Annotated in this window: 19 protein-coding genes; 9 read left to right on the top strand and 10 right to left on the bottom strand. The window is 60.4% G+C overall.

What is annotated here, in order from left to right; all coding sequences use genetic code 11:
- Nucleotides 1-124 precede the first annotated feature (124 nt).
- Nucleotides 125-601, top strand: coding sequence for a GNAT family N-acetyltransferase (locus BW958_RS13385; RefSeq protein WP_076576252.1), 477 nt, complete (start codon nucleotides 125-127; stop codon nucleotides 599-601).
- Between the two features lie 6 nt (nucleotides 602-607).
- On the opposite strand, the gene ebgR is transcribed toward BW958_RS13385, so the two are convergent.
- From ebgR to BW958_RS13355, 6 genes are all read right to left on the bottom strand, one after another.
- Nucleotides 608-1,591 (bottom strand): transcriptional regulator EbgR, encoded by a 984-nt coding sequence (ebgR, locus tag BW958_RS13380; protein WP_076576251.1) that lies wholly within the window; start codon nucleotides 1,589-1,591, stop codon nucleotides 608-610.
- Nucleotides 1,592-1,837: 246 nt separating this feature from the next.
- Nucleotides 1,838-2,176, bottom strand: coding sequence for a copper-binding protein (locus BW958_RS13375; RefSeq protein WP_076576250.1), 339 nt, complete (start codon nucleotides 2,174-2,176; stop codon nucleotides 1,838-1,840).
- A gap of 2 nt (nucleotides 2,177-2,178) precedes the next feature.
- Nucleotides 2,179-5,307 carry an efflux RND transporter permease subunit gene (locus BW958_RS13370; protein ID WP_076576249.1) on the bottom strand — a complete coding sequence of 1,043 codons (3,129 nt, stop codon included), beginning with the start codon at nucleotides 5,305-5,307 and terminating at the stop codon, nucleotides 2,179-2,181.
- A complete protein-coding gene (locus BW958_RS13365) occupies nucleotides 5,307-6,776 on the bottom strand; it encodes an efflux RND transporter periplasmic adaptor subunit (protein WP_076576248.1) in 1,470 nt (489 codons plus the stop codon). Before BW958_RS13365 ends, BW958_RS13370 begins: the two co-directional genes overlap by 1 nt.
- 69 nt (nucleotides 6,777-6,845) lie before the next feature.
- On the bottom strand, nucleotides 6,846-7,223 hold the full coding sequence (locus tag BW958_RS13360) for a hypothetical protein (protein ID WP_076576247.1): 378 nt from the start codon (nucleotides 7,221-7,223) through the stop codon (nucleotides 6,846-6,848).
- A gap of 53 nt (nucleotides 7,224-7,276) precedes the next feature.
- Nucleotides 7,277-8,236 (bottom strand): bile acid:sodium symporter family protein, encoded by a 960-nt coding sequence (locus BW958_RS13355; protein WP_076576246.1) that lies wholly within the window; start codon nucleotides 8,234-8,236, stop codon nucleotides 7,277-7,279.
- 144 nt (nucleotides 8,237-8,380) lie between these two features.
- On the opposite strand from BW958_RS13355, the gene BW958_RS13350 reads away from it, so the two are divergent.
- Nucleotides 8,381-8,818, top strand: coding sequence for a GNAT family N-acetyltransferase (locus tag BW958_RS13350; RefSeq protein WP_218641773.1), 438 nt, complete (start codon nucleotides 8,381-8,383; stop codon nucleotides 8,816-8,818).
- 39 nt (nucleotides 8,819-8,857) lie between these two features.
- Here BW958_RS13350 and ilvC read toward each other — a convergent pair whose 3' ends face one another.
- Entirely contained in the window at nucleotides 8,858-10,339 is a 1,482-nt protein-coding gene (gene ilvC / locus BW958_RS13345; RefSeq protein ID WP_076576245.1) for a ketol-acid reductoisomerase, read from the bottom strand.
- 121 nt (nucleotides 10,340-10,460) lie between these two features.
- On the opposite strand from ilvC, the gene ilvY reads away from it, so the two are divergent.
- Together ilvY and BW958_RS13335 are read left to right on the top strand one after the other, a co-directional pair.
- Nucleotides 10,461-11,345 (top strand): HTH-type transcriptional activator IlvY, encoded by an 885-nt coding sequence (ilvY, locus tag BW958_RS13340; RefSeq protein ID WP_076576244.1) that lies wholly within the window; start codon nucleotides 10,461-10,463, stop codon nucleotides 11,343-11,345.
- Between the two features lie 102 nt (nucleotides 11,346-11,447).
- A complete protein-coding gene (locus tag BW958_RS13335; protein ID WP_076576243.1) occupies nucleotides 11,448-11,639 on the top strand; it encodes a hypothetical protein in 192 nt (63 codons plus the stop codon).
- Between the two features lie 48 nt (nucleotides 11,640-11,687).
- Here BW958_RS13335 and BW958_RS13330 read toward each other — a convergent pair whose 3' ends face one another.
- Entirely contained in the window at nucleotides 11,688-11,876 is a 189-nt protein-coding gene (locus BW958_RS13330; RefSeq protein WP_076576242.1) for a hypothetical protein, read from the bottom strand.
- Nucleotides 11,877-12,047: 171 nt separating this feature from the next.
- On the opposite strand from BW958_RS13330, the gene tusA reads away from it, so the two are divergent.
- Together tusA and BW958_RS13320 are read left to right on the top strand one after the other, a co-directional pair.
- Nucleotides 12,048-12,293 (top strand): sulfurtransferase TusA, encoded by a 246-nt coding sequence (gene tusA, locus BW958_RS13325; protein ID WP_076576241.1) that lies wholly within the window; start codon nucleotides 12,048-12,050, stop codon nucleotides 12,291-12,293.
- A gap of 15 nt (nucleotides 12,294-12,308) precedes the next feature.
- Complete coding sequence (locus tag BW958_RS13320; protein ID WP_076576240.1) at nucleotides 12,309-12,656, top strand: RidA family protein; 348 nt, start codon at nucleotides 12,309-12,311, stop codon at nucleotides 12,654-12,656.
- A 60-nt stretch (nucleotides 12,657-12,716) separates the two neighbouring features.
- On the opposite strand, the gene BW958_RS13315 is transcribed toward BW958_RS13320, so the two are convergent.
- Both BW958_RS13315 and BW958_RS13310 read right to left on the bottom strand, forming a co-directional pair.
- Nucleotides 12,717-14,840 carry a S9 family peptidase gene (locus BW958_RS13315; RefSeq protein WP_076576239.1) on the bottom strand — a complete coding sequence of 708 codons (2,124 nt, stop codon included), beginning with the start codon at nucleotides 14,838-14,840 and terminating at the stop codon, nucleotides 12,717-12,719.
- A 162-nt stretch (nucleotides 14,841-15,002) separates the two neighbouring features.
- Nucleotides 15,003-15,368 carry a hypothetical protein gene (locus BW958_RS13310; RefSeq protein ID WP_076576238.1) on the bottom strand — a complete coding sequence of 122 codons (366 nt, stop codon included), beginning with the start codon at nucleotides 15,366-15,368 and terminating at the stop codon, nucleotides 15,003-15,005.
- 140 nt (nucleotides 15,369-15,508) lie between these two features.
- Here BW958_RS13310 and BW958_RS13305 point away from each other — a divergent pair, with 140 nt between their 5' ends.
- From BW958_RS13305 to BW958_RS13295, 3 genes are read left to right on the top strand one after another with little or no spacing between them, the layout of a single operon-like run.
- A complete protein-coding gene (locus tag BW958_RS13305; RefSeq protein WP_076576237.1) occupies nucleotides 15,509-16,105 on the top strand; it encodes a glutathione-regulated potassium-efflux system oxidoreductase KefF in 597 nt (198 codons plus the stop codon).
- Nucleotides 16,105-17,961 carry a monovalent cation:proton antiporter-2 (CPA2) family protein gene (locus BW958_RS13300; protein ID WP_076576236.1) on the top strand — a complete coding sequence of 619 codons (1,857 nt, stop codon included), beginning with the start codon at nucleotides 16,105-16,107 and terminating at the stop codon, nucleotides 17,959-17,961. The genes BW958_RS13305 and BW958_RS13300 overlap by 1 nt, the downstream gene beginning before the upstream one ends.
- Nucleotides 17,958-18,344 carry a SirB2 family protein gene (locus tag BW958_RS13295; RefSeq protein ID WP_076576235.1) on the top strand — a complete coding sequence of 129 codons (387 nt, stop codon included), beginning with the start codon at nucleotides 17,958-17,960 and terminating at the stop codon, nucleotides 18,342-18,344. The genes BW958_RS13300 and BW958_RS13295 overlap by 4 nt, the downstream gene beginning before the upstream one ends.
- The last annotated feature ends 9 nt before the right edge of the window (nucleotides 18,345-18,353 follow it).

The following is an 18,353-nucleotide window of genomic DNA, read 5'->3' as shown; positions in this document are numbered from 1 at the left end:
AGGCTGGATAAACTTTCTGTTTAAGAGCGACCAACCGGCAGTGAAGATAAAGTCGTGAGCACCGACTTTAAAAAGCCTTGGCCGGCATCACTCATGGAAAACTACGGGCGATAAGGATAATCAGATGATTTTGACCGCATTTACCAAAGAGGATTACCTGCTGCTGCTGCGCTGGATTGATAGCCCGGCGCTGAATGTGTTGTGGGGCGGGCCCACTTACCGTTTCCCGCTGACGGCAGAGCAGATCGCGGCCCACTGCGCCCAGCCGCAGGTGCATCCATGGGTGCTGCAAGTTGATGGCGCAGCGGCCGGGTTTATTGAGCTGGTTGAGGTCGAGCCGCACCACTGTCGCCTGTGCCGGGTGTTTATCGCCCCCGACCAGCGTGGCAAAGGGCTGGCCAAACCGATGCTGCAGTTGGCTATGCGACACGCCGAGCAGACCTTCGCCTGCACCCGCTTCACGCTGGCGGTATTTGAGCACAACGCGGCGGCCAGAGCCTGCTATCAATCACTGGGATTTACCATCACCAGCCGTGAGCCGGCCAGCATGACGGTGGCAGGAGAGCGTTGGGACCTGCTGCGCATGACGCGTTCGCTATAAACCCATTCAGCGCGTGGTACCACGGACGATCAGCTGGCTTGGCACCAGCACCCGCAGCGGTAACTCGCGCAGATCACGCAGCCGCTCCAGCAGCAGGTTAACGCCTTGGGCCCCCATCAACTCGGCCGGGATGCGCACGGTCGAGAGCGGTGGTACGGTAAACTTGGCGGTAGGAATGTCGTTAACGCTGATCAACTCCACCTGCTCGGGGATACGAATGCCTCGCTCATGCAGGGCACGCAGCACGCCAATGGCCAGCGAGTCCGACGCAACAAACAGGGCGGGCGGACAGTCACGGTCCAGCATCTCGCTCGCCAGACGATAACCGGCCTGACTGGAAAACTCGCCGCGATAGATATCCTCTTGGCTCACCACTCCCAGGCGTTGGCCGTAATCGGCAAAGCTCTGCTCACGCAGATCAATGCCGCACTCCTCACCACCGATATAGGCAATCCGGCGATGGCCGTTGGCCACAAAGTGATCGAGCACCAACTGGCTGATCTGGGCCAGATCGACATCCACCGAATCGTGGCCATCCGCGGCCGGTCTTAGCACCGAATGGCTGCGGTCCACCAGCACCAGATGAGAGAGTCGTTGTGCCAGCCAGCGCTGCAGCTCGGGCTCCAGACCACCGACAACCAGGGCACCATCCACCTGGCTGAGCAGGGCCTCGGGCGGCGCACCATAGTGATGGGTCAAGCCGATGCCAAGGCGCTGGGCCTGCATCTCGATGCCATAGCGGATGGCCAGATAGTAGGGGTCGTTGACTTCGCGTTCGGGCGGATAGGTGTAAATGGCCAGCAGGTGCAGCCGGCCCTTGCTGACCCCTTTGCGAGCCAGCTGGGTGCGATATTGCAGGCGCTCGGCGATCTCGACGATGCGCTGGCGAGTCTCTTCCTTGACGCTCAGGGTGGGATCTTCGTTCAACACCCGTGAAACGGTCGCAAGCGACACGCCGGCTTCCTGTGCAATCGCTTTCAAGGTGGCCATGCCAGCTCCTGTCGCCAACCAGCCCATCCCGGGCAGAGGATGACAGATTACTCACGCGCCATCGGCCTGCCCAGCCCAGAATTGTTAAAAGTCGCCCTGCTTCTCACGAAGAAAGGTGATCAGAGCCCATTCGGCTACCGTTGGTGGATGATAACCGGTCAGATAACACTCCCGCCTCGAACCGGTCACCTACTTCGCCGTTGATGACCGGTGCGCCCACTTAGACGAGAGCCCCTTTCACTCTATTCACTCCTTGGCGATCCCTTCTGCCAACAACTTGCTGTTCTCTGTTCGCGCGGTAAATCGCACCTTATCCCCCACCTGCAAGCCGTTTAACTCGGACGGGGTGACGGCTTCAAAGGTCATGGTCATGGCCGGCATGCCCAGATTGGTCAGCGGTCCGTGCTTGAGGGTCAGTTTGTTGCCGTCAATCTTGCGGATCACGCCATGACTGGCGGCATCGGTTGGCTGCATGCTCCCCTGCATTGCAGAGTGATCCATCCCGCTATGGGACATGCTCATCTCGTCGGCCAGGGCGGGCAGTGTCAACAGGGCCGCCAGCAGCGGCCAGGTAAGGCTCTTCATGATTACTTCTCCTCAAGATCAATAGATGCGCGCAGCCGGCGGCCGCGCCACAGAAAATAGATGGCTGGCAACACCAGCAGCGTCAGTACCAGCGCGCTCACCATGCCGCCAATCATCGGCGCGGCGACGCGCTGCATCACTTCAGAGCCGGTCCCCTGACTCCACATAATGGGTAGCAGCCCGACGATAATAGTCACCACCGTCATCATCTTGGGACGCAGACGCAGAGCCGCCCCTTCGATCACGGCCGTGTGCAGGCGTTGGCGGTCGGGGCTATGGCGGATACACGTCTCTTCCCAAGCATGGTTGAGGTAGACCAGCATCAGGACACCGGTCTCCACCGCCACACCGGCCAAGGCGATAAAGCCCACCCCCACGGCAACCGAGAGGTTGAAACCGAGCAGCCAGACCGTCCAGATGCCACCCACTACAGCCAGCGGCAGCGAGCCGAGAATGATCAGCACCTCACTGATGCGCTTAAACGCCAGATAAAGCAGCAGCACTATGATGCCGAGGGTCAAGGGCACCACATAGGCCAGCCGCGCCTTGGCGCGCTCCATATATTCGTACTGACCGGACCAGCTAAGAGAATAACCGGCCGGCAGTGCCAGCGACTGCTCCACCCGGCTGCGCGCTTCGCCCACAAAGGAGCCGATGTCGCGGTCACTGACATCCACATAAACCCAGCCGTTGAGGCGGGCATCTTCACTGCGCAGCATGGGTGCGTCGATGGCCAAGCGGATGGTCGCCACATCGGCCAGCGCAATACGGGCGCCATCCGGCGTCACCAGCGGCAAGTTGGCGAGGGCTTCCGGCGAGTCGCGGTAAGTTTGTGGGTAGCGCAGGTTGATGGGGTAACGCTCGCGCCCCTCGATGGTTTGCCCTATGTCCATCCCACCCACGGCGGTGGCCAGCACCGCCTGCACGTCGGCGATATTGAGCCCGTAGCGGGCAGCGCGCAGTCGGTCGATATCGACCTTGACGTAGCGGCCACCGGCCACCCGCTCGGCATAGACTGAGCCCAGCCCCGGCACCTGCCGTAAGATCTGCTCCAGCTGGCGGCCAATCTGCTCAATCACGCGGATGTCGGGGCCGGCAATCTTGATACCGACCGGGGTTTTGATGCCCGTGGCCAACATATCGATGCGGGTCTTGATGGGGGGAACCCAGGCGTTGGTGAGGCCGGGAAAGCGGATCAGGCCGTCAAGCTCTGCATGCAGCGTCTCCGGTGTCATGCCGGGGCGCCACTGATCGCGCGGCTTGAGCTGTAGCACCGTTTCAAACATCACCAGATCGGCCGGATCGGTGGCAGTATCGGCGCGTCCGGCCTTGCCAAACACGCTCTCGACCTCGGGGACGGTACGGATCAGACGGTCAGTCTGCTGCAACAGCTCGCGCGCCTTGCCGACCGACAGGTTGGCGTAGGTGGTCGGCATATACATGAGATCCCCCTCGTCGAGGGTCGGTACAAACTCCGATCCCAGGTGTTGCAGGGGATAAAGACCCGCCACCGTGATTACGCCCGCCAACAACAAGGTGGTTTTGGGCCAGGCCAGCACGCCCTTGAGCAAGGGGATATAACCTCGGGTCAGCCAGCGGTTGAGGGGGTTGGCCTGCTCGGCCAGCACCCGGCCACGGATGAAGTAGCCCATCAGCACCGGCACCAGCGTGATGGCCAGCGCCGCTGCTGCTGCCATGGCATAAGTCTTGGTGTAAGCCAGCGGTGCAAACATGCGCCCCTCTTGCGCCTCGAGGGTAAACACCGGCACGAAACTCATGGTGATGATCAGCAGCGAGAAGAAGATAGCCGGCCCCACCTCGGCACTGGCTTCGAAGATCACCTGCCAGCGGTTCTCACGGGTGAGGGCGGTGCGCTCCATATGTTTGTGCACGTTCTCGATCATCACGATGGCGCCGTCCACCATGGCGCCGATGGCGATAGCAATACCACCCAGCGACATGATGTTGGCGTTGATACCCTGCAAGTGCATGATAATAAAGGCCACCAGAATGGCGATCGGCAGGCTGATCACCACCACCAGCGATGAGCGCAGGTGAAACAGGAACGCCAGACACACCAGCACGACCACCACAAACTCTTCCAGCAGCTTGCCCGACAGGTTGTCGATGGCACGCTCGATCAGACTGGAGCGGTCGTAGACGGTCACCAGCTCCACCCCGTCAGGCAGGCTGGATGTAAGCTGTGCCAGCCGTGCTTTGACGCCGTCTATGGTGCGTTGGGCATTTTCGCCATAACGCATGACGATGATGCCGCCGACCACCTCCCCTTCGCCATTGAGCTCGGCGACCCCGCGCCGCATCTGCGGACCGGTACCGATCTCGGCCACATCGCCCAAGGTGAGCGGCGCACCGCGCACTCGGGTTCCGAGGGGAATCTTGCGCAGATCCGCAACCCCGTTCAGATAACCACTGGCACGCACCATGTACTCGGCCTCGGCCATTTCAATGACCGAGGCGCCAGTCTCCTGATTGCCCTCCTCAATGGCACTTTTGATCAGTGACAGCGGAATGCCGTAAGCACGCAACTTGTCGGGATCGACCCGCACCTGATACTGCTTGACCATGCCGCCGACGGTAGCCACTTCCGCCACCCCCGGTACGGTCTGCAGCTCATATTTCAGAAACCAGTTTTGCAGCGAGGTGAGCTGAGCCAGATCGTGACGGCCACTGCGATCGACCAGCGCATACTGATACACCCACCCCACTCCGGTCGCATCGGGCCCAAGCTGCGGTTTGGCATCGCTCGGCAGATTGGGAGCGACCTGGCTCAGATACTCCAGCACCCGTGCCCGCGCCCAGTAAAGATCGGTCTTGTCATCAAACAGCACATACACAAACGAGTCGCCAAAGAAGGAGTAACCGCGCACCGTCGTGGCCCCAGGTACCGACAGCAGCGCGGTGGTGAGCGGATAGGTGACCTGATCCTCCACCACCTGCGGCGCCTGACCGGGGTAACTGGTCTTGATGATCACCTGCACATCAGAGAGATCGGGCAGGGCATCAACGGGTGTCTGGCGCACCGACCAGAGCCCCCAGGCCGTCAACAACACCGTCACCAGCAGCACCAAAAAGCGGTTGCCGAGTGACCAGCGGATAATGGCAGCGATCATTATGACGGCCCTCCGGTGGCGGGCTGCTCAGCAACCGGTTTGATGGCGCTGATAACATAGTCATCTCCCTGCTGGTGCATTTCGAAACGCAGCGGGCTGCCAACCTTGAGTGCGCCCAGCTCGACCCCCTCCGCCAGCAGAAACTCCATCTCCATCGCCGGCCACTGCCACTGCGGGATAGCCTGATGGGAGAGTGTGACATGGCGGCCATCGATGGCCGTGATGGTGCCTTCGGCCCAGACCGAATCGGGCCGCAGTGCGCTCATGCGCAGGAAGTCAGAGCGCTGGCTCGACTCCGAGTCAATCAAAAATTGGGCCGAGCTGACTACCTTGTCACCCTCCTCGACCCCCTCGACAATGGCCTGTAGCTCGCCTTCGCGTGCCCCCAAGCGCACCGCCACCGACTTGAAGCGGCCATCGCCAAGCGCCAGCACCACCCGGTCCTGACTGCCGCTGCGGATCACCGCCTCGGCCGGTACTTGCAGCACGGGAGCAAACGCCCGGGTCAGATGCAGGGAGGCAAACATGTTGGGCTTGAGAAAACCGTCCGGATTACTAAAGCGCAGCCGCACCTTGAGCGTGCGAGTGGCGGCATCCAGGGTCGGATAGACGTAATCGACTCGCCCCTGCCACACTCGCCCCGGCACATAATCGAGGGTCATACTGACCGGCATGCCCACCGTGACCATGCCAGCTTGCCGCTCGAACAACTCGGCGCTGACCCACACCTCACCGAGCGACACCAATGAAAACAGCGGATCGGCCGGCTCCACATACTGCCCTTCACGAATCTTCAGATCGCTCAGGTAGCCGCTACGTGGTGCGCTGATGCGGATGGTCTGCTCCACCTGGCCACCCGCCTGTAGCCTGGCGATCTGCCCTTGTGGAATATCGAGCGCCCGCAGCTTGCCTTCAGCGGCCTTGAGCAGCAGCGGATTGCCGCTGGCGCGGGCAATCAGAAACTCCTTCTGGGCGTTTACCAAGTCGGGTGAATAGATATCGTAGAGCGGCTGGCCGGCCGCGACCGGCTGCCCTTCGCTTTTCACATGCAGGCGGCGAATCCAGCCATTCATGCGGGCGGTCAGGGTTTCGATACGCTCTTCGTCATATCCCACATAACCGACCGTCTCGATCTGCTGCTGCCAGGGAGCCCGGGTCACTTCGGCCAGCCGCACGCCCATGTTCTGCTGGATCTCGGGGGCGATGGTCACGGTGCCGGGCGAGCTGACACGCTCCTGCGCCTCCTGATAGACCGGGATAAAGTCCATGCCCATGGAGTCCTTTGCTGGACCGGGTCGCTTGTCGTTGGGGTCCATCGGATTGACCCAGTAAAGGGGCGTTTTACTTTGTGCCGCTTGGGGGACCGACGGGTGACGGCCCAGCCAATAGCCACCGGTTGCAGCCAACAGGGCCACAACCAGCAGTATCCACGCCCGAAGCGGGCGCGCTGCATGTTGTTCAGATTGCATCGTCATTCTCTTGCGCAAAAACAGGGATACGCCGGCCACAGGCCGACCGCTCTGACAGCAAGAGAGCAATCAATTACGCAGGATGCACAACTCGAGATGGCGCCGTGGCCAGGAGGGAGGAGGAGCCCCGCGCTCGCGACCGTCACGCAGGCGCAGCACAACACCACTGCGTAGCGGTGGTGCAAACAGGGTCAGGCAGAGCAGCAGAGGGACGAGCAGCCAGGGCAAGCCGGCAGCCAGCTGATTCAGGGTGCCGGCCAGCGCCGACGGCATGGGACAATCCACAGCCGCCGCATCACTGGTTGCACCGGCATGGCACGCCGTGACAGCCGATGAGTCAGGCTGCGCCGGCACGCCATGCCAGGAGAGACAAAACGTGAGATTGCAGACAAGCAGCAACGCCAGCATCAGCCGGGCGATCAGGTGCGTGGGCATCCGATTCTGCATCTGTTTCTCTCCATGGGGGTACTGTCACCCTAAACCTTACCTTGATGGTAAGGTCAAGCCTCCTTCACCACAGTCGCCTGATAACGACGGGCCAGCGCCGCACACACCATCAATTGCAACTGGTGGAACAGCATCAGCGGCAACAGCATGATGCCCACCGTGGCCGCCGGGAACAGCACATTGGCCATCGGCACCCCGTTGGCCAGACTCTTCTTCGAGCCGCAGAAAACGATGGTGATCTCGTCCGCCCGGTTAAAGCCAAAGCGGCGTGCCAGCTGGGTGTTGATGGTGATCACCAGCGCCAGTAACAGACTGCTGACCAGGAAAATCGACAGCAGATCGCCCCAGCCAACCCGATGCCAGATGCCTTCAACCACCGCATGACTGAAGGCGACATAGACCACCAGCAGGATCGAACTCTGGTCAGTTTTACCAATCAGCTTGCGGTGGCGATCGACCCAGCCGCCGATCAACGGACGCGACAAGTGCCCCAGAACAAACGGCAGCATCAGTTGCAGCAGGATCGACTGAATCGCATCCCAGGTGCTGGGACCATCGCCCTGCACATGGATCAGCAAACCGACCAGCACCGGCGAGACAAAGATACCGAGAATGCTGGAGGCCGATGCGCTACACACCGCCGCCGCCACATTACCACCAGCCATCGAGGTGAATGCGATAGCGGACTGAACCGTGGCCGGCAGGGCGCACAGATAGAGGAAACCGAGGTAGATCTCCGGGCTTAGCCAGGCTGGAGCCAGCGGTTGCAACAAGAGACCGAGCAAGGGAAACAGCACGAAGGTGCTGGCCATCACCAGTAAGTGCAACCGCCAGTGACCGATACCGGCCATGATGGCCTGCCGGGTCAGCTTGGCGCCGTGCATAAAGAACAGCAGCGCAATGGCAACATTGGTCAGCTGCGAGAAGATGTCCGCCCAGACCCCCTGACAGGGAAAGAGCGAGGCCAATAGCACGACCGAGAGAAGAACAAGGGTAAAGGGATCAAGGCGCATAAGACGACTCCGCCGAAAAAACGCCCAGCATAGGCCATGCCCGCTCGGCTGTCTTGCAAAAAAGTGGCAAAGCTATGCCACATCTGGTCTGGAGGGCCGACCGAGGCCGTGTTACAAGAGGCAAAACCACAGGGAGAGTTCACCATGTCCTACCAGTTACGGCCGATGACCCTGGCCGACCACAGTGCCCTGCTCAGTCTGATGGAACAGACCCCGGGCGTCGTCGTGCGCGATGCCGACAATCTCGATGCCACCGCTCGCTATCTGCTGCGCAACCCCGGCCTCAGCGTTGTGGCCGAGCAGGGGGGTCACATCGTCGGTTGCCTGATGGCCGGCCATGACGGGCGACGCGGCTATCTGCAACATCTGCTGGTCTTGCCGGCACACCGTGGTCAGGGGTTGGCTCGCCAGTTGGTGGAGCGGGTGCTGGCCGCGCTGGCCCGTGAGGGAATAGACAAGAGCCACCTCGACGTGCTGGTCGACAACCACGGCGCCATCGCCTTCTGGCAACATCTAGGCTGGCAACAGCGCGATGATCTGCTGCGCTACTCCTTCATTCGCTCCGGCAATCCACAGGCATGAAAAAGGGGAGCCGCAGCTCCCCTGATGCACAACCCGTGATTAGTCACCCACGGCGATGCGCTTCATGTCGGTCATATAGCCACGCAGCAACTGGCCGATCTGCTCGATCGGGTGGTTGCGGATGGCTTCGTTAACGCTGACCAGTGCGGCGTTATCCACGGCATTGCTGGCGGTGGCCGGCTTGCCCAGATCGCCAGCTTGCAGAGTCGGCATGAACTTCTCGCGCAGCAACGGCTCGGCAGCGAAGGAGAACAGGTAGTTACCGTACTCGGCGGTATCGGAGATCACCACGTTCATTTCGTACAGGCGCTTACGGGCCACGGTGTTGGCAATCAGCGGCAGCTCGTGCAGCGATTCGTAGTAAGCGGACTCTTCGTAGATGCCGCTAGCGACCATGGTTTCAAACGCCAGCTCAACACCGGCCTTGACCATGGCAACCATCACCACGCCCTGATCGAAGTAGTCTTGCTCGGCAATCTTGCCTTCAAAGACCGGCGCGTTTTCAAACGCACTCTTGCCAGTTTCGGCGCGCCAGGTCAGCAGCTTCACGTCATCTTCAGCCCAGTCGGCCATCATGCCGCCAGAGAACGCGCCGGAGATGATGTCATCCATGTGCTTCTCGAACAGCGGACGCAGCAGACCCTTCAGTTGCTCGGAGAGCTCGAAGGCACGCAGCTTGGCCGGGTTGGAGAGGCGATCCATCATGTTGGTGATACCACCCTGCTTGAGGGCTTCGGTGATGGTTTCCCAACCGAACTGGATCAGCTTGCCGGCGTAGGCGGCATCGGTGCCTTCAGCCACCAGCTTGTCGTAGCAGAGCAGGGAGCCGGCTTGCAGCATGCCGCACAGGATGGTCTGTTCGCCCATCAGGTCGGATTTTACTTCGGCCACGAAAGAGGATTCGAGCACACCGGCACGGTCGCCACCGGTCGCAGAGGCCCACGCCTTGGCAATCGCCATGCCTTCACCCTTGGGATCGTTCTCCGGGTGAACGGCGATCAGGGTCGGCACACCGAAACCACGCTTGTACTCTTCACGCACTTCGGTACCCGGGCACTTCGGTGCCACCATGACGACGGTGATGTCCGGACGAATTTGCTGACCTTCCTCGACCACGTTGAAACCGTGGGAGTAACCGAGTGCAGCACCTTGCTTCATCAGCGGCATAACGGTCTTGACCACGTCGGAGTGCTGCTTGTCCGGAGTCAGGTTAACCACCAGATCGGCTGTCGGGATCAGCTCTTCATAAGTGCCAACTTTGAAGCCGTTGTCGGTCGCCTTCTTCCAGGAAGCACGCTTCTCGTCGATGGCCGCCTTGCGCAGGGCATAGGAGATGTCGAGACCGGAGTCACGCATGTTGAGACCCTGGTTCAGACCCTGAGCGCCACAACCGACAATCACCACCTTCTTGCCCTTGAGTACGGCGCAGCCGTCGGCGAACTCCTCGCGCTTCATGAAACGGCATTTGCCCAGTTGGGCGAGCTGCTGACGCAGGTTCAGGGTGTTGAAATAGTTGGCCATGGCATGTGCTCCATTCGCTATCGTCCGTGCCGGATATTCGGCGTGATTTCAGCCACTATAGCGCGGGACAGGTATTGCTTGAACTGATATATTCGGAACGTTCTGTTGCGGATAATGAAACATGGACCTGCGTCATCTGGAGCTTTTTCTTCACCTCGCCAACAGCCTGCACTTCGGTAAAACCGCCGATGCCATGGCGGTGAGCCCCTCAACCCTCAGCCGTGCCATCCAGCGTCTCGAACAAGAGATTGGCTGCGAGCTGTTCGAGCGCGACAACCGCAGCGTGCGCCTGACATCGGCCGGCGAGAAGCTGCGCGAATTTGGTGGCACTTTGGTGCAGGAGTGGCGTCATCTGCGCCAAGAGCTGCGCCATCAGGATGTGCCGCTGCAAGGGCGGCTGCGGGTCTTCTGTTCGGTCACGGCCAGCTACTTCCTGTTGCCGGACCTGTTAGAGCGCTTTCGCCGTCGTCACCCGCAACTGGAGATCAAACTGGAAACCGGGGACCCGGCCTTGGCGGTGGACAAGGTGCTGGCCGAAGAGGCGGACCTGGCCATCGCCGCCCGCCCCGACGCGCTGCCCCCCAAGCTCGAATTTGCCAGCCTGCGCCAGGTGCCTCTGGTGTTTATCGCCCCCAAGAGCGCCCCCCAGCTGGCTCAATGGTTTCCAGCCGGCGAACCGGACTGGGAGCAGTTACCGCTGATCCTCTCCGAGCAGGGGCTGGCGCGCAAACGGGTTGATCAGTGGTTTCGCAACAAAGGCATCTCCCCCAACCTCTACGCCGAAGTGGCCGGTAACGAGGGGATCGTGGCCATGGTGGCGCTCGGTTGTGGCGTGGGTCTGGTGCCCGAAGCGGTGATCGATCACAGCCCGATGGGCGACAAGGTGCGGATTGTGGAGCCCAGACCCGCGCTCAAGCCGTTCGACCTTGGCATCGGGGTGCTCAGAAAGCGGCTGGAAGATCCGCTGGTGCGGGCCTTTTGGGACACGGCGCGCGAAGGACTTTAACCCTCAGGCTGTGGCTCACCGTGGCAAAGCATTACCGGAATGTCGCATGGCAAGCGAGTGATAAAGGACTATGCTCTACGTCTGTGTAGCAGGAGGTGTGGCATGGAACGCAGTCTTGTCGAAATCGGCAGCCCGGTGCTGTTCGAAGAGTATCTGCAAAGCCTGGGGGTGGGCACGGTCCCGCTCGATCAGGAGGGAGAAATCTATCTGCAGGAGCGCCATCTGGCGGCTATTCGCCGAGTGCAGGGGGAGCTACGTTACTACCTCTGTGCGACCGAGCTGACCCGTTCCTGATAGCAAAACTCTTGATAGCAAAACGGGCCCGATGGGCCCGCTGCTGTTTTAACGCTCCTGATCTTCTTCCTCATCCTCGTAATAATCGCTGAGCTCAATCCACAGCCCCAATCCGATCATTACCATGGCACCAAACCAGGTGCCGCTGTTGCCAATCGGGTTACCGAGCACGATCATGGCAAACGCGAGAAAGCCCATAGCGGCATAGACCTTCAGTCTGTCGTAGGACTGGATCATATTCACACCTCCTTGTTGAATATGGGTCAATTTTTATATTACCCAACCCGGCCCAAGGTGAAAGGCGATGAACAAAATTCGGTCATATCTGCTGAAGATCGGTGTTCGGGTTTGATTGTTTTTTAGTCGCGAGTATCATGACCAGCCGAATTGGTCAGGGGTTCTAATGTAATGAGTGATTTATTCTGCAATGCCACCTATCAGCTGGACGCCGTCGGGCTACGCTGCCCCGAACCGGTGATGATGGTGCGCAAGAGGATTCGGACCATGGATGATGGGGAAACTCTGTTGATCCAGGCTGATGACCCGTCGACCACCCGCGACATTCCCAGCTTCTGCCGCTTCATGGACCACACACTGCTGGCCAGCGAGACTGAAACGGCGCCATATCGCTACCTGATCCGCAAGGGTCTGTAATTCCAAGGAGTTTGCATGTCCCCGATCACCCGCATTGGCACTACCGCCCGTTGGTCTGACGTGGTCATCCACAACGGCACCCTCTATGTGGTGGAAGTGCCCGCCACGCTTGAGGCTGATCTCGCCACCCAGACCGGCGAGGTGCTCGCCAGCCTGCAGCGCCAACTCGAGGCGCATGGCTCCGGTGTCGACAAGATTTTGATGGCCACTATCTATCTCAAGGATATCGGCGCTATCGCCACCTTTAATGCGCTGTGGGATGCCTGGCTGCCAGTGGGCTACGCCCCGGTGCGAGCCTGCGTACAGGCGCAGCTGGCCCACCGTGATTATCAGGTGGAAGTGCAGCTGATCGCAGCGGTATAAGTTTTTGTTTCAAAATAAGAAAGAGCGCCATCAGGCGCTCTTTCCTTGTGGCTGGCCAGATTATTTCGCACCGGCCAGTTGCAGCAGAAAGGCAAACTCGAGGGCTATGTCCTCGTAGGCCTTGAAGCGCCCCGACTTGCCACCGTGGCCCGACTCCATGTCGGTATAGAGCAGCAGTTCATTGTGATCGGTCTTCAACTCCCGCAATTTGGCGACCCACTTGGCCGGCTCCCAATATTGCACCTGGGAGTCGTGCAGCCCGGTGGTCACCAGCAGATTGGGGTAAGCCTGCGCCTTGACCTGATCGTACGGACTGTAGGACTTCATATAGTCGTAATAGTCCTGCTCGTTCGGATTGCCCCACTCGTCATACTCGCCAGTGGTGAGCGGAATCGACTCATCGAGCATGGTGGTCAGCACATCAACAAACGGCACCTGAGCCACCACACCGCGATAAAGCTCGGGCGCTTCGTTGATAACGACCCCCATCAACAACCCGCCCGCGCTGCCGCCCATGGCATACACCTGATCCGGCGCCGCAAATTTTTGCGCCACCAGCGCCCGGGTCACGTCGATAAAGTCGGTGAAGGTGTTCTTCTTGTTGAGCAGCTTGCCCTGTTCATACCAGTCACGGCCCAGCTCTTCACCACCGCGAATGTGGGCGATGGCATAGACAAAACCGCGATCAAGCAGGCTCAGGCGGGCACTGCCGAAATCCGGGTCCATGCTCGAGCCGTAAGATCCATAGCCATAAACCAGCAGCGGATTGCTGCCGTCCTGCTTGAACTTGTCTTTGCGCCACACCAGCGACACCGGCACCTTGACACCATCGCGCGCCGTCACCCAGAGGCGGGCACTGGCGTAATCTTCGCTGTGGAATCCAGCCACCGGCTGCTGTTTGAGTAACGTGCGCTCGCCGCTGTCGAGGTTCAGTTCATAGGTCGAGGTTGGCGTGGTCAGCGATGAGTAGCCATAGCGCAGCTGATCGGTCTCGGGCTCCGGGTTGTAGCCCAGCCAGGTGACGTAGGTGGGATCGTCGAAGGCAATAGCTTTCTGCTCGCCATCTTTCCAGCGGATCTGGCGCAGCCGGGTCAGGCCACCTTCACGCTCTTCCACCACCAGCCAGTCACGCAGCAGCACAAAGCTCTCGAGCAAGGTGGTCGGTTGCGGCGCCACCACTGTCTTCCAGCGCACTTCGGAGCCTTCACGGGTTTCGTACAAGCCGAAGTTCTTCCCCTCGCGGTTGGAACGCACATAGAAGTCGTCGCGATAGTGATCGAGGGTGTACTCGTGATTGACCCGCCGCGGCAGGAACACGCGCGGCGGCTGCTCGGGATGAAGCGGATCGAGCAGGAGCGCTTCGCTGGTGGTGGTGCTCGACACGCTGATGACGATAAAGGCCTCGGACGTGGTCGGATAGAGACTCACGTAGAAGGTGTCATCCTTCTCCTCATAGACCAGCTGATCCTTGGCCGGGTCACTGCCCAACTGATGGCGATAGACCTGATAGGGCAGCAGAGTCTGCGGGTGCTTGCGCACATAGAACAGGGTCTTGTTATCGCCAGCCCACACAATGTTGCCCGAGGTGTTCTCGATGGTGTCGCTCAGCCACTGGCCGCTTTGCAGGTCACGGAACTGAACCTGATATTGGCGGCGTGACAGCAGATCTTCCGAAACCGCCAGCAGCCGGTTGTCGCGGCTCACCTCAAGCGCGCCCACCGAGTAGTAGTCATGCCCTTCGGCGCGCTGGTTACCATCGAGCAGCACCACAGGCTCGCTCTGGCCTGCCACGGCCTGGCGGCTGTAAATGGGGTACTCTTTACCCGGCTCGTACCGGGTTTGGTAGCGATAGCCGTTCTTCACATACGGCACCGACTCATCCTGCTGCGGGATGCGCGCCACCATCTCCTGATAGAGGGTTTCGCGCAGCGCTTTTTGCGGCGCCAGCACGGCATCGGTGTAAGCATTCTCGGCGTTGAGATAGTCAAGAACAGCCGGGTCCTGGCGCTGGTCGTCACGCAGCCAGTAGTAGTTGTCGATGCGCCGATCGCCGTGCATTTCCAGAACATGGGGATGACGGGCGGCCTGGGGTGGCTGGGGCTGGGTCATGGTAGCGTCACTCGCGGCTGGGGCTGCCGCACTCACCAACGCAAGCAACAGCAACCAGAAAGGTGTTATCAGCATATCGCATCCTTGCCGATGTTCAGGATTGCCGCCGATAAAGAGCGGGCAAACCACACTTAATGCGGCATCAATCTGCCCCTTAACTCCTTGTCTGACAAGACATTGCGTCAAGCAGTGATAAAAAAACCGCCTCAAGGACGGTCGATGACTGCGGTGTGCCGGTTAAGCCAGGTGTGCCTCACATGGAATAGGGAGCACACCGCAGCGGATCGCCACCTCAGTGGGAGGACGCTCGATGCGCTCAATCGGGGCCCCCGGCACAAACAGCAGAGGCTCACTAAAGACCGGAGCGGCCAGCGCCTGCTGGGCGACCGTTAACACGGTTTCACTGACTAACGCCGTGGCCAACACGGCGGCAAAGCTGAAACAGGGCAACGCCTTCTCCAGCGTCCGCTCGGCACGGCTACAATGCTGGGTCAGCGCACAGAGTTCACCCGCCGTCTGGCTGCCAAACGACATCATGACCAGCAGCAGACACCACAAGGGTATCCAGCGCGGGGCATGGCGGCGGGCAGCATGATCAAACACGGGCAATCTCCTGTAAATGGAAGGTCATGGTAACCCCACGCCCCCGCCTACGGTCAAGCAGATGTCGCTCCGGGCTGGACGCGCAGGCCACACTCCAGTAACAATGCGTTCACTCTGCCGTGCATCCTCCGAGGAGCCCGATGAAACGAATTCTGGTGCTGTTTGCTCACCCGGCACTGCAACAATCGCGCGCCAACCGCAGCCTGCTCAAGGCGATCGACGGTATGCCGGGCGTGACACTGCACGACCTCTACCAGCTTTATCCGGACCAGATGATCGACGCCGCCCGCGAGCAGGCACAGCTGGCCGCACACGATATCATTGTCTTCCAGCACCCTTTCTACTGGTTTTCGGCGCCAGCCCTGCTCAAGGAGTGGTGCGATATGGTGCTGCAATATGGCTACGCCTATGGCGAAGAGGCCACGGCATTGCAGGGCAAGCAGTGGCTATCGGCCATCACCACCGGCGGAACGGCGCAATCCTATACTCCGGAGGGCTATAACCGTCATCCCACCATCGATTATCTGCTGCCATACAGACAGACCGCGTCGTTGTGCGGCATGACCTGGCTGCCGCCGTTTGTGATGCACTCATTTGATGCCAGCCACGACAACATCGATGTCGATCAGGTCGGACGCGAGTATCGTCGTCTGCTTGAAGCCCTGCGTGATGACCGGTTACCGACCCAGCGGCTGGCCGAGGTGACCTATTTGCGTGAACTGCTGGAGGAGTGCTGATGGAACACGGCAGTATGCTGCAAGATGCCCTTATCTATCTGGCTGCCGCAGTGATTGGCGTGCCACTGGCCAAGCGGCTCGGGCTGGGCTCGGTGCTGGGCTATCTGTTGGCAGGAATTCTGATTGGCCCCTATCTGCTCGGTCTGGTGGGTGAGCAGAAAGATGTGATGCACTTTGCCGAATTTGGCGTGGTGCTGATGCTGTTTCTGGTCGGCCTCGAACTCAAACCGGCGCTGCTGTGGCAGCTGAAAGGGCCGATTCTCGGCACCGGTGGCCTGCAACTGCTGCTGACCACAGGATTGCTGACCCTGTTTGGCCGGCTCTGCACCCTGCCCTGGCAGGAGAGCATCGCCATTGGCCTGATCCTGGCCCTCTCTTCGACCGCCATTGTGCTGCAGAGCTTGCAGGAGCGCCGCCAGATGCAGAGCGAAAGCGGTCGCAGCGCCTTTGCCGTGCTGCTGCTGCAAGACATCGCCGTGATCCCCATTCTGGCGCTGCTTCCCCTGCTGGCCCTGCAACCGGCGGAATTAGCTGCCAACACAGGCCTGAGCGGCTGGCAACAAGGGGTGGTGGTAGCCGCCGCCATCAGCGGTATCGTGCTCGGCGGCCACTATGTGATGCGGCCGATTTTCCGCGCCATCGCCCAGGCCCACATGCGCGAGATCTTTGTCGCCGCCGCCCTACTGCTGGTGGTCGGGATTGCGGTGTTGATGGAGTCGGTGGGACTGTCACCGGCACTCGGCTCTTTCCTGGCCGGTGTGGTGCTGGCCGACAGTGAATATCGCCATGAGCTGGAAGCGGACATCGAACCGTTCAAGGGGTTGCTGCTCGGCCTGTTCTTTATGTCGGTCGGCGCCGGCATCAACTTTCATCTGTTTGCCGACCATCCACTGCTCATTCCGGCACTGGTGATCGGGCTGATGCTCACCAAGTGGGGCGTGCTGATGGGGCTGGGCAAGCTGCTGCGCATGAGCCCGAGCCAGAACTGGACCTTCGCGCTGGCACTGGCGCAAGGCGGTGAGTTTGCTTTCGTGCTGTTTTCGTTTGCCGGCCAGACCGGCGTGCTTAGCGACGCCACCACGGCGCTGCTGACCTTGGTGGTCACCCTGTCGATGGCACTGACGCCACTGCTGCTGATTGCCAACGACCGGCTGATCCAGCCGCGCTATGACTATCGGCCGCAAAACGTGACCGATGAAGTACCACCCGAGCCGGTAGCCAACCCGGTGCTGATCGCCGGTTTCGGCCGCTTCGGCCAAATCGTCGGCCGTCTGCTGCACGGCCACGGCATCGGCACCACCATCCTCGAGCAGGACCCGAGCCAGATCGAGATGCTGCGCAAATTCGGCTATCAGGTCTTTTATGGCGATGCCAGCCGGCTCGACCTGCTGCATGCCGCCGGCGCCCATCAGGCCAGATTGCTGGTACTGGCTGTCAATGACCCGGCCACCGCCGTCAGCATTATCGAGACCGTACGTAAACACTTCCCGCACCTGAAAATCCTGGCGCGAGCGCAGGATCGCCCCCATGCCCACGAGATTCTGCGTCACGGCGTGGATCGGGTGTTTCGTGAAACCTTGGGCTCGGCCGTGGATCTTGGCGTCGAAGCGCTAACTCAGCTCGGCTTTCGGGCCAATCAGGCCTGGCGGGCTGGGCAGACTTTCAAACGTCACGACAACCGGCTGCTGCATGAGCAGACCCAATATCTCGATGACGAGCACACCTATATCAACAAGAGCCTGCAATATCGCGACATCCTGGCCGACCTGCTGCAGGATGACGAAGAGGAGCAGGCCCGCATTCGCACCCATGCCTGGGACAGCGAGAATCCTCAAGACCACAAGGAAGCAACATGATCGTCTATTACCCTCTCCTCAAGCATCTGCACATGCTGCTGGCCGTCATCAGTCTGCTGCTGTTTCTCTATCGTTGGCGGCTGGCGCTGTCCGGACGTTTGGCGCAAGCCGGCAAGCTGCTGAAGATCGTTCCTCATATCAATGACACCCTGCTGCTGGGTGCAGGTCTGGCACTGGCCATCATGCTGCAGCTCTCTCCCGGCAGTCAGCCCTGGCTGCTTGCCAAGCTGATCGCACTGGTCGGTTACATTGGTTGCGGCATGGTCGCCCTCAAGAGCAAACAGTCCACCACCCGCATGCTGGCCGGTGTGCTGGCGCTGGTTTTGTTTGCCTACATGGCTGGTGCGGCCGTATCCAAGAGCCCTCTGGCCTGGTTTGCCTGATACTTCGCA

It is taken from the genome of Aeromonas sp. RU39B (assembly GCF_900156095.1).
In the GTDB taxonomy this organism is placed as follows: Bacteria; Pseudomonadota; Gammaproteobacteria; order Enterobacterales; family Aeromonadaceae; genus Aeromonas.
This window is presented reverse-complemented; position numbering and strand designations above follow the sequence as displayed.

What these genes read in the sequence shown, in the direction of transcription:
- BW958_RS13385 (WP_076576252.1), top strand. Translation starts at nt 125, where the DNA reads ATGATTTTGACCGCATTTACCAAAGAGGATTACCTGCTGCTGCTGCGC.
- BW958_RS13330 (WP_076576242.1), bottom strand. Translation starts at nt 11,876, where the DNA reads ATGATCCAGTCCTACGACAGACTGAAGGTCTATGCCGCTATGGGCTTT.
- BW958_RS13365 (WP_076576248.1), bottom strand. Translation starts at nt 6,776, where the DNA reads ATGCAATCTGAACAACATGCAGCGCGCCCGCTTCGGGCGTGGATACTG.
- BW958_RS13295 (WP_076576235.1), top strand. Translation starts at nt 17,958, where the DNA reads ATGATCGTCTATTACCCTCTCCTCAAGCATCTGCACATGCTGCTGGCC.
- BW958_RS13375 (WP_076576250.1), bottom strand. Translation starts at nt 2,176, where the DNA reads ATGAAGAGCCTTACCTGGCCGCTGCTGGCGGCCCTGTTGACACTGCCC.
- BW958_RS13305 (WP_076576237.1), top strand. Translation starts at nt 15,509, where the DNA reads ATGAAACGAATTCTGGTGCTGTTTGCTCACCCGGCACTGCAACAATCG.
- BW958_RS13360 (WP_076576247.1), bottom strand. Translation starts at nt 7,223, where the DNA reads ATGCAGAATCGGATGCCCACGCACCTGATCGCCCGGCTGATGCTGGCG.
- BW958_RS13315 (WP_076576239.1), bottom strand. Translation starts at nt 14,840, where the DNA reads ATGCTGATAACACCTTTCTGGTTGCTGTTGCTTGCGTTGGTGAGTGCG.
- BW958_RS13370 (WP_076576249.1), bottom strand. Translation starts at nt 5,307, where the DNA reads ATGATCGCTGCCATTATCCGCTGGTCACTCGGCAACCGCTTTTTGGTG.
- tusA (WP_076576241.1), top strand. Translation starts at nt 12,048, where the DNA reads ATGAGTGATTTATTCTGCAATGCCACCTATCAGCTGGACGCCGTCGGG.
- BW958_RS13320 (WP_076576240.1), top strand. Translation starts at nt 12,309, where the DNA reads ATGTCCCCGATCACCCGCATTGGCACTACCGCCCGTTGGTCTGACGTG.
- ilvC (WP_076576245.1), bottom strand. Translation starts at nt 10,339, where the DNA reads ATGGCCAACTATTTCAACACCCTGAACCTGCGTCAGCAGCTCGCCCAA.
- BW958_RS13300 (WP_076576236.1), top strand. Translation starts at nt 16,105, where the DNA reads ATGGAACACGGCAGTATGCTGCAAGATGCCCTTATCTATCTGGCTGCC.
- BW958_RS13350 (WP_218641773.1), top strand. Translation starts at nt 8,381, where the DNA reads ATGTCCTACCAGTTACGGCCGATGACCCTGGCCGACCACAGTGCCCTG.
- BW958_RS13335 (WP_076576243.1), top strand. Translation starts at nt 11,448, where the DNA reads ATGGAACGCAGTCTTGTCGAAATCGGCAGCCCGGTGCTGTTCGAAGAG.
- ebgR (WP_076576251.1), bottom strand. Translation starts at nt 1,591, where the DNA reads ATGGCCACCTTGAAAGCGATTGCACAGGAAGCCGGCGTGTCGCTTGCG.
- BW958_RS13355 (WP_076576246.1), bottom strand. Translation starts at nt 8,236, where the DNA reads ATGCGCCTTGATCCCTTTACCCTTGTTCTTCTCTCGGTCGTGCTATTG.
- ilvY (WP_076576244.1), top strand. Translation starts at nt 10,461, where the DNA reads ATGGACCTGCGTCATCTGGAGCTTTTTCTTCACCTCGCCAACAGCCTG.